This is a genomic window from Xenorhabdus innexi (assembly GCF_002632485.1).
GTDB classification, from domain to species: domain Bacteria; phylum Pseudomonadota; class Gammaproteobacteria; order Enterobacterales; family Enterobacteriaceae; genus Xenorhabdus; species Xenorhabdus innexi.
The window spans coordinates 1-16327 of record NZ_NIBU01000036.1 but is presented as its reverse complement, the minus strand read 5'-3'; the positions used below and the strand labels follow the sequence as shown (position 1 = coordinate 16327).

14 protein-coding genes are annotated in these 16327 nt (G+C 45.5%); 4 read left to right on the top strand and 10 right to left on the bottom strand.

Annotated elements, in window-relative coordinates; all coding sequences use genetic code 11:
* Positions 1 to 157: 157 nt before the first annotated feature.
* The 9 genes from bamA to rpsB form a co-directional block, all read right to left on the bottom strand.
* A complete protein-coding gene (gene bamA, locus Xinn_RS13515) occupies positions 158 to 2551 on the bottom strand; it encodes an outer membrane protein assembly factor BamA (RefSeq protein WP_086955311.1) in 2394 nt (797 codons plus the stop codon).
* A gap of 33 nt (positions 2552 to 2584) precedes the next feature.
* The gene (gene rseP / locus Xinn_RS13510; RefSeq protein WP_086955310.1) at positions 2585 to 3937 is read right to left on the bottom strand and encodes a sigma E protease regulator RseP; all 1353 of its coding nucleotides are present in this window, start codon (positions 3935 to 3937) and stop codon (positions 2585 to 2587) included.
* A gap of 10 nt (positions 3938 to 3947) precedes the next feature.
* Positions 3948 to 4811 (bottom strand): phosphatidate cytidylyltransferase, encoded by an 864-nt coding sequence (cdsA, locus tag Xinn_RS13505; RefSeq protein ID WP_086955309.1) that lies wholly within the window; start codon positions 4809 to 4811, stop codon positions 3948 to 3950.
* A gap of 9 nt (positions 4812 to 4820) precedes the next feature.
* Positions 4821 to 5513 (bottom strand): (2E,6E)-farnesyl-diphosphate-specific ditrans,polycis-undecaprenyl-diphosphate synthase, encoded by a 693-nt coding sequence (gene ispU, locus Xinn_RS13500; RefSeq protein WP_244590202.1) that lies wholly within the window; start codon positions 5511 to 5513, stop codon positions 4821 to 4823.
* Positions 5514 to 5828: 315 nt separating this feature from the next.
* The gene (gene ispC / locus Xinn_RS13495; protein ID WP_086955307.1) at positions 5829 to 7025 is read right to left on the bottom strand and encodes a 1-deoxy-D-xylulose-5-phosphate reductoisomerase; all 1197 of its coding nucleotides are present in this window, start codon (positions 7023 to 7025) and stop codon (positions 5829 to 5831) included.
* Between the two features lie 243 nt (positions 7026 to 7268).
* On the bottom strand, positions 7269 to 7826 hold the full coding sequence (frr, locus tag Xinn_RS13490) for a ribosome recycling factor (RefSeq protein ID WP_086955306.1): 558 nt from the start codon (positions 7824 to 7826) through the stop codon (positions 7269 to 7271).
* A 139-nt stretch (positions 7827 to 7965) separates the two neighbouring features.
* Complete coding sequence (pyrH, locus tag Xinn_RS13485; RefSeq protein ID WP_086955305.1) at positions 7966 to 8694, bottom strand: UMP kinase; 729 nt, start codon at positions 8692 to 8694, stop codon at positions 7966 to 7968.
* Positions 8695 to 8833: 139 nt separating this feature from the next.
* Positions 8834 to 9691, bottom strand: a complete 858-nt coding sequence (gene tsf / locus Xinn_RS13480) for a translation elongation factor Ts (protein WP_086955304.1) — start codon at positions 9689 to 9691, stop codon at positions 8834 to 8836.
* Between the two features lie 161 nt (positions 9692 to 9852).
* The gene (gene rpsB, locus Xinn_RS13475; RefSeq protein ID WP_086955303.1) at positions 9853 to 10578 is read right to left on the bottom strand and encodes a 30S ribosomal protein S2; all 726 of its coding nucleotides are present in this window, start codon (positions 10576 to 10578) and stop codon (positions 9853 to 9855) included.
* A 398-nt stretch (positions 10579 to 10976) separates the two neighbouring features.
* Here rpsB and map point away from each other — a divergent pair, with 398 nt between their 5' ends.
* The 4 genes from map to Xinn_RS13450 all read left to right on the top strand — a co-directional run bounded on the left by map (position 10977) and on the right by Xinn_RS13450 (position 16100).
* Positions 10977 to 11774, top strand: coding sequence for a type I methionyl aminopeptidase (gene map / locus Xinn_RS13465; RefSeq protein ID WP_086955302.1), 798 nt, complete (start codon positions 10977 to 10979; stop codon positions 11772 to 11774).
* 158 nt (positions 11775 to 11932) lie between these two features.
* Positions 11933 to 14587 (top strand): bifunctional uridylyltransferase/uridylyl-removing protein GlnD, encoded by a 2655-nt coding sequence (glnD, locus tag Xinn_RS13460; protein WP_086955301.1) that lies wholly within the window; start codon positions 11933 to 11935, stop codon positions 14585 to 14587.
* Positions 14588 to 14632: 45 nt separating this feature from the next.
* Entirely contained in the window at positions 14633 to 15475 is an 843-nt protein-coding gene (dapD, locus tag Xinn_RS13455) for a 2,3,4,5-tetrahydropyridine-2,6-dicarboxylate N-succinyltransferase (protein WP_422645991.1), read from the top strand.
* Positions 15476 to 15713: 238 nt separating this feature from the next.
* Complete coding sequence (locus Xinn_RS13450) at positions 15714 to 16100, top strand: DUF3461 family protein (RefSeq protein ID WP_086955300.1); 387 nt, start codon at positions 15714 to 15716, stop codon at positions 16098 to 16100.
* A gap of 73 nt (positions 16101 to 16173) precedes the next feature.
* On the opposite strand, the gene Xinn_RS13445 is transcribed toward Xinn_RS13450, so the two are convergent.
* Positions 16174 to 16327: transposase (locus Xinn_RS13445; protein WP_211286012.1), on the bottom strand; the 154-nt coding region annotated here is incomplete at its 5' end.

Below are 16327 nucleotides of genomic sequence, written 5' to 3'. Positions count from 1 at the left end.
AACTCCTTTGACCTACGCCATTTTACACGTTGGGATATTGATACCCGTTGTCTTCCAAGCTGCCTCTTTTTGGACTGCGATGCAACCCGAAACTCACAGGTCATATAATCGCCTTATCCAATAATAAAGCGATTTTCCACCAATAACGATTGATTTCTTACCATGTCCCACCAATATTGAACTGGAATTGCTCTGTTCTATCCCCTTTGTAATCTTTAACTGGCTTCGCATAGGAGAAAGAAAGCGGGCCCAATGGTGATAACCATTGCAGTGCGATACCTGTAGAAACACGGACTCTATTCGGTTTACCGTAGTCAGGTAACCCTGCGTAACTGTTATCCCAATTGGTATCCCATACTGTTCCCGCATCAACAAACAGAGAAGTTCTTACTGAATTGGCATATTTTGCATCCAGGAACGGTGTTGGCGTAATCAGTTCGAAGTTGGCAACTGCCAGTGCATTACCCCCTACTGCATCCTGAGACAGGGATGCTTTTGTCATATCAGGCTTACCGTCTGCACCTTTTACCAGATAAACCGCTTTTGGCCCGATATTGTTAGGGCGGAAGCCACGGACGCTATTGGAGCCACCCGCATAAAAGTTTTCATAAAACGGCAGTTCTTTGCCACCAATGCCGCCGCCATAACCCAGTCGGGTACGACCCATCATGACCCAGGTACGGTTATCATCAATAGGATAGTAAGCAGAAGAGTTCAGCGTAACTTTATAGAATTGGTTATCGGAACCGGGCACCGTGACTTTAGTATCCAGACCGGCTTTAACACCGGAAGTCGGGAAGAACGCGCGGTCAAGATTGTTATAGCTCCAGCCAACCGTCATTGTTACGTCATTAGCATCAAACCTGGCTTTTTCCTCAAAATCCGGCTTTTTATGCATTTTCTCCATATAACGCCACATCGCCAATTGAGGGCGTATATTAGACAGGGAATTGTTAACATAACCTAACCGGGCATACAGTGAGTTATTCTCATTGAGAGGAATGCCGAGCGTGCCATCTGTACCATATGATTTATTGGTATAGTTAGAAAGCGAAGCGTCATCCGCGCGGAAATCATTATAAAATACCCGCCCTCCTAAACTTACACCGTCAATCGTGAAGTAAGGGTCCGTAAAGGATAAATCGGCTGATGTTGAGTAATCATTCTTACTGGCATTAATCCCCACAGCATTACCTGTACCCAGCCAGTTATCCTGTTGAACTCCGACCTGAAAACTCATACCGCCTTCAGTACCGTAGCCTACCGAGAAGTTCATGCTGCCTGTATTACGTTCTTTGACTTTATAAATTACGTCAACCTGATCCGGACTGCCCGGTACACGCTCGGTTGCAACATCAACAGTTTCAAAGTAACCCAGACGATTGAGGCGTTCTTTACCATATTCAACTAAATCATTACCCAGCCATGCCCCTTCCATCTGACGCATTTCACGACGCAATACCGAATCTTTACTGGTGCTATTGCCAGAAAAACGAATATTACGTACATAGAAGCGGTTACCGGCATCTACATTGATGTGCAGTTTCACAGTTTTGTCGGCATCATTGATTTCAGGCTGTGTCATGACACGGGGATAAGCATAACCATAACGGCCAAGAAGATGTTTGATGGCCGTTTCTATGTGGGTGACTTCTGTTCCGTTATACAGCGAACCCGGCTTAATTTTCGTCAGTTCTGTGATTTCAGACTGATAGCCCGCCAGATTACCATTTACATCAACACCTGAAATTTTATATTGATCACCTTCAGTGATGTTGACAGTAATATAAATCCCTTTTTTATCAGGTGTCAGATTGACCTGAGTCGAATCAATATTAAACCGCGCGTATCCTCTATCAAGGTAGAAGCTGCGCAATTTTTCAAGGTCGCCCTCTAATTTCTGTTTCTGATATTTCTGATCAGCCGTCAGATCCCACCACGGAACATCATCTCTGAGTTGGAAATTATCGAGCAATTTACTCGTTGAGTAGGCTTTATTACCAACAATGTTAATCTGCTGTATTTTGGCAGAAACACCTTCAGAAAAAACAAGTTTCAGGTTAACCCGGTTACGGGGAAGTGGTGTGACAACAGCCTTCACTGTAGCGTTGTATTTACCGACACTATAGTAAAAATCTTCCAGGCCCTTTTCGATATTCGACAGCATGGTGCGGTCAAGAGCTTCACCAACACGAACGCGTGATGCTTCAAGGTTACTCTTGAGCATGTCATCTTTCACCGCCTTATTACCGGAGAAAGTAATGCTGGCAATGGTTGGACGTTCTTTTACCTGAACAACCAGTGAATCACCATCACGCAGGACACGAACATCTTCAAAATTTCCAGTCGCGAACAGGGCATGAATCATACGACTGATATCTTCATCGCTGACTGTATCACCTACGCGCACTGGCATATTCAATAATGCTGCACCAACGGTGACACGTTGAAGACCCTCAAAATGAATGTCCCGAACTACGAATCCGTCTGAACCGTATGCAGTGGCGCTGCCGAACAGCAGCGACGCTATGAGCAACTTTTTCATCGCCATCGTTGTTATGCGTTTTCCTAACTGGTCTCCCACCTAAAAGCGGGAGAAATCATTGAAAAGTGCAAGCCCCATTAATAACACCAGCAATATAGCACCAATGCGATAACTGAAGTCTTGTACACGCTCGGAAACCGGCCCTCCTTTAATCTTCTCGATAGCAAGGAAAAGCAAGTGTCCACCATCTAGTACAGGTAATGGGAACAAGTTTATGATCCCAAGATTGACGCTGATTAACGCCAAAAACATCAAATAATACACCAAGCCAGAATCCGCCGACACACCAGCTCCCTTGGCGATGGAAATAGGGCCACTCAGATTATCAAGTTTCACATCCCCGACAATCAGTTTGCCAATCATATTTACGGTCAGCTTGATCAGCTGCCAGGTTTTCTCCCCGGCTTCATAAACAGAATAAAAAGGCCCATACTGTTGAACTGTTCTGTATTCATCAGCCAGTGGGATGACTTTTAATTCAACGCCAGCAAACCCCTCTTCACGTCCATCGGAAAGTTTTCTGGCTTCAGGTATCAGTGACAGAGCCATCGTATTGCCAGCTCTTACAACATCCAGTTTCAGAGGAACATTTGGATTCTTCCTGACGTAAGATGCAAAAGGATGCCAGATATCTACATTCTGACCATCGACTTTAACTATCCTGTCCCCGCTTTGTAAACCTGCTTTTTCTGCCGCTGAACCGGGATAAATGTTCTCTACCTGAGAGCTAGGGTACGGAATAACCGGCATAATACCTAAAGACAGCAGGATATCCTGTCGGGATGGATCAAAAGCCCAGTTCCGTAAATCCAGCGTTCTTTGAATGGATTCCGAAGAATCCTCCGGTGCTACATCCAGCGACACAGAAGATTCTCCGACTTTACTTATTAAAGCGAGCCTTACTGAATTCCAGTCAGGAGTTTCGATACCATCAACGGCTTTTAGTTCCATTCCGGGTAAAATATTTGCCTGAGCCGCAATAGAGTCGGGTTTGATATCCAAAATCACCGATCGTACCGAAGGTACGCCGATCACAAAAACCAGCCAGTAAGCGATAACAGCCAGAATAAAGTTTGCGATTGGCCCGGCACTGACAACGGCTGCCCGCTGCCCGATCGTTTTATTATTGAACGCCATATGGCGGCGTTCAGGGGCAACCGCCTCAACTCGTTCATCGAGCATTTTGACATAGCCGCCCAAAGGGATAAGGGCAATGACGAATTCGGTTCCCTGTTTATCTGTACGACGCCAAAGTGCTTTACCAAACCCGATAGAAAAGCGTTCAACGTAAATACCACACCGTCTGGCCACCCAAAAGTGACCAAATTCATGCACTGTGACAAGCACGCCCAATGCAACAATAAATGCAGCCAGATTCCAGAGAATATCCATTGCTATACCTTCAAAGACCAAACCCAGAAGAAACTAACATGACCAGCCCCGCAAAAACAGGAACTGCCGCCGTTAAACTGTCTACCCTGTCCATCACACCGCCATGCCCCGGAATCAACTGGCTACTGTCTTTAATACCTGATTCCCGTTTGAACATGCTTTCGGCCAAATCACCAAAAACAGAGGCAATAACGACAACAACAGAAATCAGCAGTAAGTTCTCTGGCATCGCAGAGACCAGAGCGTACTTACTGAACAACCAGGAAATAAGCGCCGCTGTCAGCAACCCGCCCGCCAGCCCTTCAAGGGTTTTACCCGGTGATACTTTAGGTGCCATTTTATGCTTACCTAATGTGCGGCCGAAAATGTAAGCGCCTGAATCAGCAGCCCAAACCAACAGCATCACATACAGCAGCCACCACGCACCATTGTAAGTATTATTTTCATAGCCCTGAGTGCGGAGAACCATCATCCCGCAATAGAATGGCACAATCGTCAGAAAGCCGAATAACAAGCGCAGTATAACGGAAGATTTCCAAATAGAAGCTGAGGCAGGGTAAGCAACAACTAATAAGACAGCCACAATCCACCAGAGCATTCCCGCCCATAATAGATACAGAATTTGTGGTTTTTCAGTAAGGTGAGTGAAATCTGTCAAAGAATATTGCAAAGCAAGCAGCCCCGCGGCACACAATACGGCCAGTGCTACACGTTTGGCCTGAGTGAATAGCCCGGCAAACTGCCCCCATTCCCATGCCGCAAGTGCTGAAACTGCGATGACAACCAACCCGAATCCTGAAGGAGGAAGTAAAAACAGAGCTGCAACAACAAGAGGAATTAATATTAACGTAGTTAAAAGACGGTACTTCAGCAAGTTCTCCTCCTATGATCCCACTTCGGCATCGTCTGGCGTTCCGCCAAAACGGCGTTCTCGTTTAGTAAAGGCATTAATAGCACCTTCAAAGGCTGTTTCATCAAAATCAGGCCAAAGTATATCGGTAAAATATAATTCTGCATAAGCTATCTGCCATAACAGGAAATTACTGATACGATGCTCGCCTCCGGTTCTGATCACTAAATCAACATCAGATTGCTGACTCAGACTCATGAAGCTGCTCACGGTTGATTCGGTAATCTCTTCAGGTTCAAGCTGATCTGCCCTGACTTTTTCAGCAATCTGCCTGACACTCTGAATTAAATCCCAGCGACCGCCATAATTGGCAGCAATATTAAGCTGCAATCCGGTATTGCCCGCCGTCAATTCCACGGAACGGCGGATACGCTCCTGCAACCGTGCGCTAAACCGACTAATATCACCAATAACAGACAATTTCACATTGTGCTTATGTAAGCTCTTCACTTCATTATCGAGGGCAAAAACAAACAGTTCCATTAATGAACTGACTTCTTGTTGTGGTCGATTCCAGTTTTCACTACTGAAAGCATATAATGTCAGTGATTCGATGTTATTTTTAACCGAAAAGCTCACAGCACTCCGCACAGCCTTAATTCCTGCACGATGACCAAAAACTCTTAATTTCCCACGCTTTTTTGCCCAACGGCCATTACCATCCATAATAATGGCAACATGTCTGGGTAATGGCAGCGATGAGTCACAATCACTCGGAGATATCACTCAAACTAATCCTTAAATAATTAAGCTGGCATTGTATAGCTCAAGAATTTTCACACACGAAAAAGCCGTGCCAACAATTATCACGGCTGTTTCTGGCATATACCTGATAGAAAACCCTTATCTCTGATACATGGTTCAAAAACGTGAGCCAAAATACGCTAAATATTGAACTGGCTATTATAGCAACTACAATTTACCTGCGAACTATACCATTTGCCAAAATGCAAACAAACATATACTTATTAACAAAATTCGCTAGTTAACAGAGGCCCCAATTGCCTCTTTCGCCAGAGTTCTTGCTATCTGGTCGATTTCTAAGACCTCTTCAATACTTTGAGGTTCAGGTAAATTTAATTTTTCAACAACCTGCCGATTTACCATCGCAATATCAGTAAAACGAATTTTATTCTGCAAGAAGGCACTGACTGTTTCTTCATTAGCGGCATTCAGCCCGGTTGTTGCTGACTGACCTTCATGACAGGCATCAATTGCCAGTTTAAGACATGGGTAACGACGATAATCCAGTGCTTCGAAAGTCAGTGTGCTGAGTTCAGTAAAATCCAGCGGTCTGGCACCGGATTCAATCCGGTTGGGATAAGCCATGCTGTAAGCGATTGGTGTACACATATCCTGTGTTCCCAACTGTGCAATAATACTGCCGTCCTGATAGCGCACCATTGAGTGGATCACCGACTGCGGGTGCAGCAGAACTTCCATTTCATCAGCAGAAGCATTGAACAAGTGACGGGCTTCAATATATTCCAACCCTTTATTCATCATTGTTGCAGAATCAACGGATATTTTGCGTCCCATTGACCAGATTGGATGAGCACAGGCTTCATCGGGTGTGAAATAAGGAAATTTTTCCAGTGGCGTTTTGCGGAATGGGCCACCAGAACCAGTCAGAATAATGCTGGAAATGCCATGATCTTTTAACGTTGCATTACCAAGGTTGTGCTGGACTGACTCAGGCAGGCTCTGGAAAATGGCATTATGCTCGCTATCAATCGGCAGCAATTGTGCTTTGTATTGATTAACAGCCTCCATAAATAAGCGCCCGCTGGTAATTAGTGATTCTTTATTTGCCAGCAAAACCTGCTTACCTTTGCGGATGGCTGCCAGAGTTGGCAGTAAACCTGCGATACCAACAATCGCAGACATAACCTGATCGACATCATCCAGTGCGGCTAAATCACAGATAGCTTCTTTTCCGGACAGAACTTCAGTCTGACAGCCCTGTTCCTGCAATAACCGCCGCAACTCTGTCGCTGAATGTTCATCTGCCATTGCAGCATACTGAGGCTGAAACTCCAGACACTGCTGAGCCATGATCCCGCTATTTTTCCCGGCAACAAGTGCTACTACACGGAATTGCTCCGGGTTCTTCCTGACAACTGAGAGTGTACTTGTCCCGATGGACCCCGTTGAACCGAGGATAGTTAAGCGTTTCATATTAATACTCGAGTATTCTACTGATATAAAATCGCAATAGTTTGATCTGTCCTGATCACTATGTCCATTGCCTGAGAAAGAAATGTGATACGAAATGTAATATTGATAATATTAAATGATAAGAATAACGCCGCAGGGCTGCGGCGTTGAGTTATACCCGCCATCTTTCAAATTGCCTCTTTATTAGCTACGGTGCAACTCGAAATACGCTGGGTATAACCGGATATAGCAAGGAAATGGTTATTAGAAATCCATCAACTCAGCTTCTTTGTTCGCCAGTGCTTCATCAACCTTTTTAATGAAGGTATCAGTCAGTTTCTGAATATCGTCCTGTGAACGGCGTTCTTCATCTTCACTGATTTCTTTATCTTTCAGCAGGGCTTTCACTTTATCGTTAGCATCACGGCGAATATTACGAACCGCCACACGACCCTGCTCTGCCTCACCACGAACAACTTTGATGAGATCTTTACGACGTTCTTCAGTCAGCGGTGGCAAAGGAACGCGAATAATCGTACCCGCAGAAGATGGGTTCAGACCCAAATCAGAAGCCATAATCGCTTTTTCAACAGCCGCAGTCATAGAACGATCAAATACTGTGATTGCTAAAGTACGTGCATCTTCGGCAACAACGTTCGCGATCTGACGCAGAGGAGTCGAAGCGCCATAATATTCGATGCTGATGCCATCCAGCAGGCTGGGAGAAGCACGGCCGGTACGCACCTTGCTGATTTGGTTTTTCAGTGCTTCGACGCTTTTTTCCATGCGGTCTTGTGCGTCTTTTTTGATTTCATTAATCACGTTATAAACCCTTGGGAGCTGGTTATTTTCTAGACCATAAATGCCGACACGGCGTACTATGGCCCTGTGTCATTAAATTTGGCGCATCAGGACGCTGATCATACCGTCAAATCTCACTGATGTCTCTGAATACAAAAAATCAGTCGTGAGAAATCAGCGTACCTTCATTTTCACCCATTACAACACGACGAAGTGCGCCTGGTTTGTTCATATTGAAGACACGGATTGGCAGGTTATGATCACGCGCCAGTGTAAAGGCAGCAAGATCCATAACTTTCAGTTCACGCTCCAATACATCCTGATAATCAAGTTTGTTATAAAGAACAGCTTCTGGATCTTTTGCAGGATCAGCGGAATAGACCCCGTCAACTTTGGTTGCTTTTAATACAACATCCGCTTCAATTTCAATGCCGCGCAGACAGGCTGCGGAATCTGTCGTAAAGAACGGGTTGCCAGTACCTGCCGAGAAAATAACAACACGACCATGACGCAGTAAGCTGATGGCTTCAGCCCAGCTATAGTTATCACAGACGCCATTCAGTGGAATAGCGGACATCAGACGGGCGTTCACATAGGCGCGGTGTAAGGCATCACGCATAGCCAGACCGTTCATTACTGTTGCCAACATGCCCATGTGGTCGCCGACTACACGGTTCATTCCTGCTTCAGCCAGACCGGCTCCACGAAACAAGTTACCTCCGCCAATAACGACGCCGACCTGAATACCCAGCTCAACCAGTTCTTTGATTTCCTGAGCCATGCGGTCTAAGACGCTAGCATCGATACCAAAACCTTCTGCGCCTTGCAGGGCTTCTCCACTGAGCTTAAGCAGGATTCTCTGATATACGGGTTTTGCATTGGTTGCCATGGTGTTCAGTCCTAAGCAGATAAGGATTATTGGGGGTTGCTACAATTATTCAGTTAATACACATCCATGCTATACAGCCGGATGTAAAAGTACTTCTTAAATAAAACAGAACCGCCAATCGGCGGCTCCGTTCAGACAATTAAGACTGTTTGCTCATCGCAGCAACTTCTGCTGCGAAGTCAGCTTCAACTTTCTCGATGCCTTCGCCAACTTCAAAACGGATGAAGTTGATAACTTTGGCATTGTTCTCTTTCAGCAGAGCGCCAACAGTTTTGCTTGGGTCCATCACGAAGTTCTGACCATTCAGAGAGATTTCGCCGGTGAATTTGTTCATACGGCCAGAAACCATTTTCTCTGCGATTTCGCGTGGTTTGCCGGACTGCATTGCGATATCCAGCTGGATCTGGTGCTCACGTGCAACAACGTCAGCAGGAACGTCAGATGGATCAACATATTCTGGTTTGCTTGCAGCAACGTGCATTGCAACGTGCTTAATCAGTTCTTCGCTTGCGCCTTCAGCCGCAACCAGAACACCGATACGAGCACCGTGCAGGTAAGAACCTACAGCTTCGCCTTCCAGAACAGCAACACGACGGATGTTGATGTTTTCACCGATTTTAGCAACCAGTTCAGTACGCTGTTCTTCGAACTTAGCCTTCAGGGCATCGATGTCAGCGTTTTTGTCAGCCATAACGGAAGCGATAACTTCTTTACCGAATGCCAGGAAGCCAGCATCTTTAGCAACGAAGTCAGTTTCACAGTTCAGTTCAACGATACCTGCGAATTTAGCATCTGCTGAAACTTCAACCAGGATAACGCCTTCAGCTGCAACACGGCCTGCTTTTTTAGCCGCTTTTGCCTGACCTGATTTACGCATGTTATCGATAGCCAGCTCGATATCACCATTCGCTTCAACCAGTGCTTTTTTACATTCCATCATGCCTGCGCCAGTACGCTCACGCAGTTCTTTTACCAGAGCAGCGGTAATGTCAGCCATTTGTTTAATTCCTCGATGTGTCTCGCGGGAAGATAATATTCCGCGTGGAAAGTTATCAGATAATAGTTCTATATCAGATATGTAAAGGGGGCCTTGACAGGCCCCCTAACCAATATATTTCAATACCTGGTCAATAAGGGCTCAGAAATGAGCATGCCTTATTATTCAGCGTCTACAAGACCTTCTTCTGCCTGAACAGCCAGATCCTGTGAACGACCTTCACGAACAGAAGTCGCCGCAGCAGTCAGGTACAGTTTTACTGCACGGATTGCATCGTCGTTACCAGGGATAATGAAATCAACGCCATCTGGATCAGAGTTAGTATCAACAACAGAGAATACTGGGATACCCAGGTTGTTTGCTTCTTTGATAGCGATGTGTTCATGCTCAGCATCGATAACAAACAGAGCATCAGGCAGGCCGCCCATGTCTTTGATACCGCCCAGGCTGTTTTCCAGTTTGCCAAGCTCACGAGTACGCATCAGCGCTTCTTTCTTGGTCAGCTTGTCAAAAGTACCGTCCTGAGACTGAACTTCCAGATCTTTCAGACGTTTGATTGACTGACGAACAGTTTTCCAGTTAGTCAGCATACCACCTAACCAACGGTGGTTAACGAAGTATTGGTCACAGCTCAGAGCTGCTTCTTTTACTGCTTCGCTTGCAGCACGCTTGGTGCCAACAAACAGAATTTTGCCTTTACGGGAAGCAATTTTGTTCAGTTCAGCCAAAGCATCGTTGAACATTGGAACAGTTTTTTCCAGGTTGATGATATGAACTTTGTTACGAGCGCCAAAGATGAAAGGTTTCATTTTTGGGTTCCAGTAACGAGTCTGGTGACCGAAGTGAACGCCCGCTTGCAGCATATCGCGCATGGAAACAGTTGCCATTTTAGACCTCTATAAAGTTAATTGGGGTTATGCCTCCACAGATCCCATGACACCGACTCTTTAACTGTGTGCTATTGATATCGCATGAAGAATATTCATACGAATTAGTCACATGAGAGCACCCCGGTGTATGTGCCGATCCGTGTGTGTTATTTACACAAATGAGTTTATTTAGCATTTCTGAAATATTGCTTCTACAGGAAACAATTACACAGAATACCGGCGCGCTTTATACCATAATCCATCCCTATACACCAACATTTGTTATCGCTTTCTGTCCTCTTGGCAGTCAACGGTTATTGTTAGATATAGAGTGGGCTGATACCATTACTGTCATCATTTTTTCCTTAATTCATATCAAAGAATCGGTAACTTAACGATTCTAATGGACTGATTTCATGGCTATTACTATCAAAACAGATGAAGATATTCAGAAAATGCGCGTTGCCGGTCGTCTGGCAGCAGAAGTTCTGGAGATGATCGAACCGCACGTTAAAGCGGGTGTTACCACAGGTGAACTGGATCGGATCTGCCACGAACATATCACTGAGAAACAACAGGCTATTTCCGCCTGTCTGGGCTACCACGGTTTTCCTAAATCCGTCTGTATTTCTGTCAATGACGTGATTTGCCACGGTATCCCAAGTGATGACAAGGTACTGAAAGACGGCGATATCGTTAATATCGATGTCACTGTGATTAAAGATGAATTTCACGGCGACACCTCCAAAATGTTCATTGTCGGCACACCGACGATTCAGGGTGAGCGCCTGTGCCGCGTGACTCAGGAAAGTCTGTATCTTGCTCTGAAAATGGTGAAACCGGGTATTCGTCTGCGCACTATCGGTAAAGCCATTCAGCAATATGTGGAAGGCAATGATTACTCTGTTGTCCGTGAATACTGTGGTCATGGTATCGGCCGGGTTTTCCACGAAGAGCCTCACGTACTGCATTACGATGCGGATGATGGTGGTGTTGTGCTGCAAAAAGGCATGGCTTTCACCATCGAACCAATGGTCAATGCGGGCGACTATCGTATCCGTACCATGAAAGATGGCTGGACTGTCAAAACTAAAGATCGCGGCTGGTCTGCACAATACGAGCACACGATTGTTGTTACCGACAACGGCTGTGAAATCATGACGTGGCGTAAGGAAGAAGAAGCGCAGATTTCAGCAGTGTTGGTTAACGCGTAAGTTTTTCATTCCTGCCAAAATTCCCGTCACCAAGACGGCATTGCTAAATGAAGCCCTTGTACATAAACTGTCCCCACAGGGCTTCATCATCGACTACTTAAGCCATCGGCTATAACGCCTGTTCATCTCAACGCTTTTCTTATCATAGGGTTCTGAATATGCCAGTTGATATTGCTTTTGCACACGCCCCTATTCCACCGCTTTCTCCGGTGGAGTTTTCATCTGACGATCTACAATGCTCCGTGCTGAAGCAGCATATTGATGAATTTCAACTGTGGCTTGAACAGGCATTCAAGGCAGGAATTTCCACGACAGCGCTGATTTATGCCCGCAGTGATTATATTGACAGGCTTCTGACCCGTTTGTGGCAACAGTATGGATTTGATCAGATAGACACTCTTTCTCTGATTGCCGTTGGTGGTTATGGGCGGCACGAGTTGCACCCGCTTTCTGATATCGATCTGCTGGTTCTCAGTGAACATCCGCTGACTGAAGAACAGTCAACCCAAATTGGGCAATTTATTGCTCTGCTCTGGGATATTCGTCTGGATGTTGGTCACAGTGTCAGAACATTCGAAGAGTGCCTTGAAAAAGGGCTTGCCGACCTGACTATCGCTACTAATTTAGTGGAATCCCGCTTAATCTGTGGTGATTTACCCCTGTTTTTACGCTTGCAGAAACAGATTTTCAGTGATGATTTCTGGCCCTCTGACCAATTTTTTGCCGCCAAACTGATCGAACAGAAAAATCGCCATCAGCGTTATCACAGCACCAGCTACAATCTGGAGCCTGATATCAAAAGTAGTCCGGGAGGGTTACGTGATATTCACACATTACTTTGGGTGGCTCACCGCCATTTCGGGGCGACATCTTTAGATGAAATGGTCGATTTTGGTTTCCTGACGCATGAAGAACGGGACGAGTTGAACGAGTGTCAGAATTTTCTCTGGCGTATCCGTTTTGCCCTTCATCTGTCTGTCACCCGTTATGATAACCGACTGTTGTTTGAACAGCAGTTCAGTGTCGCAAAACTTCTTGGTTACAAAGGTGAACATAATCAGCCTGTTGAACGTATGATGAAAAATTTCTATCGTGTGACACGCCGCGTCAGCGAACTGAACGATATGCTGCTGCAACTGTTTGATGAAGCGATACTGACACTACAACCCGATGAAAAACCCCGCCCCCTGAATGAAGCGTTTCAATTGCGCGGGGATCTGATTGATGTCATTGATGAATCACTGTTCACCCATGATCCGGCCTCAATCCTGAAAATGTTTTATCACATGGCTGTTCATCAGGAAATTAACGGGATCTATTCCACTACATTACGTCAGCTTCGCTATGCCCGCAGGAATCTCACACAGCCCTTGTGCGAACTTCCTGAAGCCCGGAAAATTTTTATGGCGATTCTGAAGCATCCTCACGCCGTCAAAAGTGCTTTACTTCCTATGCATCGCCACAGTGTGTTAAGTGCCTATACGCCGCTCTGGAGCAACATCGTCGGCCAAATGCAGTTTGACCTGTTCCACGCTTACACCGTCGATGAACACACGATCCGGTTATTGCAGAAACTCGAAAGTTTTGCCGATGAAAATAATCGCCTGCTTCATCCTGTGTGTGTTGACCTCTACCCTCGTATACCGCAGCCTGAGTTACTGCGGCTGGCTGCTTTTTTCCATGATATTGCCAAAGGGCGTAACGGTGACCATTCGGAGCTGGGAGCAAAAGATGCGTTTGCATTCGCCAGACAGCATGGATTAACCACTTATGAAGCTGAATTAATAGAGTGGCTTGTTCGTTACCATTTACTGATGTCAATCACTGCACAGCGACGGGATATACAGGACCCCGAAGTCATTCAGCAATTTGCCTGTCAGGTCAAAAATCAGAACCGCCTGAACTACCTGCTTTGTCTTACTGTTGCCGATATCTGTGCCACGAATGCCAAACTCTGGAACAGTTGGAAACAGAGCCTGCTGCGTGAACTTTATTTTGCGACTGAAACCCAGTTACTTAAGGGAATAGATAATACGCCTGATTTACGGGAGCGTATCCGGCATAATCGTTTACAGGCTCTGGCTCTGCTGCGTCAGGAAGCGATTGACGAAGAAAGATTACATACTATCTGGAGCCGCTGCCACGCCGATTATTTTTTGCGCCATACGCCGGATCAACTGGCATGGCATGCCAGCCACTTAGTTAATCAACAGTATCCAGAGCCAATGGTCTTGATCAGTACTTCATTTTCTCATGGAGGAACGGAAATATTTATCTGGTGTCAGGACAGGCCGTCTCTTTTCGCTGCGGTCGTGGGAGAGTTAGACCGACGCAATTTAAGTGTGCATAATGCCCAAATTTTTACAAACCGGGATGATATGGCAATGGATACCTTTGTCATACTGGATCCGAATGATCACTCTCTGGCTCCTGACCGCCATGAACCTATCCGCCAGTCTTTGCTTAAAGCCATTAACGATCCTCATCCCAAGGCACCCAAAACGCGCAAGTTACCTATAAAATTGCGCCATTTTGATGTTCCTCCCAAAATCACTTTCTTACCGACCCAAAATATCCGGCGGACTTACATGGAGTTAGTCGCTCTGGATCAGCCTGGGCTGCTGGCAAAAGTCGGCAGTATTTTTGCCGAATTAGGTATTTCCCTGCACGGTGCCCGTATTACAACCATCGGCGAGCGTGTAGAAGATTTTTTTGTGTTGACTGATAAAGATTATCTGGCGCTGGATAAAAAAATCAAAGATGAATTGTCAGAAAGGTTGACAGAAGCCCTTAACACCAAGGATAAAGTATAGCGTTCACTAACCAATATTTGACTAAGAATAAAGGATCCCTTACCAATGCAGCAAATACAACCTATTGCCGAGTTAATGGGCATTATTGAAAATGCATTTGAAAACCGCACCAGCATCACGCCTTTAACTGTTGACGACACAACACGTGATGCCGTTAATCAGGTCATTCAGATGTTGGATAACGGTAAACTGCGTGTCGCTGAAAAAATCGCAGGTGAATGGGTCACACATCAATGGCTGAAAAAAGCAGTCCTGCTCTCTTTCCGCATTAATGACAATCAGGTGATGGAAGGGGCTGAAAGCCGCTATTTTGACAAAGTGCCGATGAAATTTGCTGATTATGATCAGGCGCGTTTCGAAAAAGAAGGCTTCCGTGTCGTGCCACCTGCGGCAGTACGTCAGGGTGCCTATATCGCACGTAATACAGTTTTAATGCCATCTTACGTCAACCTGGGTGCTTATGTGGATGAAGGCACAATGGTCGATACATGGGCAACCGTTGGTTCCTGCGCTCAAATCGGCAAAAATGTTCATTTGTCCGGCGGCGTCGGCATTGGTGGTGTTCTGGAACCTTTACAAGCGAATCCGACAATCATTGAAGACAACTGCTTTATCGGTGCCCGTTCTGAGATTGTAGAAGGCGTTATCGTAGAAGAAGGCTCTGTGATCTCAATGGGTGTGTACATCGGTCAGAGTACTAAAATCTATGATCGTGAAACCGGTGAAATCCATTATGGCCGAGTACCTGCGGGGTCTGTCGTTGTATCCGGTAATCTGCCTTCCAAAGATGGCAGCTACAGCCTGTATTGCGCTGTTATCGTGAAGAAAGTAGATGCCAAAACCCGTGGCAAAGTTGGTATCAACGAACTACTGAGAAATATTGACTAAGTTTTAAAATTGAGTCATCCAACAGGATGGCTCAAATAACATAACTATCAGATTGATAAACATCTCTTCAGGCGATATTCGTCTGATTATCCTTTAAAACTCAATAATCAAACCGGTTACCTTTCGTACTTCCTACTCTGACAATTAACTAATTGACTTTCAGTAAACCCAAAACGGATAATAAATCCGCTGTTTTCTTGATATTTTCCATTTCATTTAGGTGACTAGGTGACGCGCTATGTACGATAATTTGAAGAGTCTGGGGATCACTCATCCTGAAGATATTGATCGCTATAGCCTCCGTCAGGAAGCGAATAACGATATTCTTAAGATTTATTTCCGCAAAGATAAGGGTGAATTCTTTGCCAAAAGCGTTAAGTTCAAATATCCACGCCAGCTTAAAACGGTATCTGACGATAATACAGGGCAAGGTTACAAAGAAATTAAAGAGATCAACACCAACCTGCGCTATGTGTTGGAAGAGCTGGATCAGATTTGCAAGCATGAACAGGCAGAAGTGGATTTGAAACACAAAATCCTCGACGACTTACGTCATCTTGAGCATGTCGTTGCCAATAAGATCGCAGAAATAGAAGCAGATTTGGAAAAACTGACCCGCAAGTAATGATATTAGCAATTTCGCCGTAAACCCTCGCCCGATGAGGGCGGGGGTTTACGGCGTAAGACGCGATAGCGGCTTAATCTGGGGTCGCCTGACTCTCCACATAAGCCTTTAACGTTTCAATTGTTGCACCGCCAGCAGTGCAAGCGAAGTATGAACGTGACCACAAGGCGGCGCTTTTACTCTGTCTTGTAAGGTGTGTGTTTTGTCGTCGCAACATACGAGATGAA

Excerpts from the sequence above, each read along its gene's own strand:
- bamA (WP_086955311.1), bottom strand. The coding sequence starts at position 2,551 with ATGGCGATGAAAAAGTTGCTCATAGCGTCGCTGCTGTTCGGCAGCGCC.
- rseP (WP_086955310.1), bottom strand. The coding sequence starts at position 3,937 with ATGGATATTCTCTGGAATCTGGCTGCATTTATTGTTGCATTGGGCGTG.
- ispU (WP_244590202.1), bottom strand. The coding sequence starts at position 5,513 with ATGGATGGTAATGGCCGTTGGGCAAAAAAGCGTGGGAAATTAAGAGTT.
- ispC (WP_086955307.1), bottom strand. The coding sequence starts at position 7,025 with ATGAAACGCTTAACTATCCTCGGTTCAACGGGGTCCATCGGGACAAGT.
- pyrH (WP_086955305.1), bottom strand. The coding sequence starts at position 8,694 with ATGGCAACCAATGCAAAACCCGTATATCAGAGAATCCTGCTTAAGCTC.
- tsf (WP_086955304.1), bottom strand. The coding sequence starts at position 9,691 with ATGGCTGACATTACCGCTGCTCTGGTAAAAGAACTGCGTGAGCGTACT.
- rpsB (WP_086955303.1), bottom strand. The coding sequence starts at position 10,578 with ATGGCAACTGTTTCCATGCGCGATATGCTGCAAGCGGGCGTTCACTTC.
- map (WP_086955302.1), top strand. The coding sequence starts at position 10,977 with ATGGCTATTACTATCAAAACAGATGAAGATATTCAGAAAATGCGCGTT.
- glnD (WP_086955301.1), top strand. The coding sequence starts at position 11,933 with ATGCCAGTTGATATTGCTTTTGCACACGCCCCTATTCCACCGCTTTCT.
- dapD (WP_422645991.1), top strand. The coding sequence starts at position 14,633 with ATGCAGCAAATACAACCTATTGCCGAGTTAATGGGCATTATTGAAAAT.
- Xinn_RS13450 (WP_086955300.1), top strand. The coding sequence starts at position 15,714 with ATGTACGATAATTTGAAGAGTCTGGGGATCACTCATCCTGAAGATATT.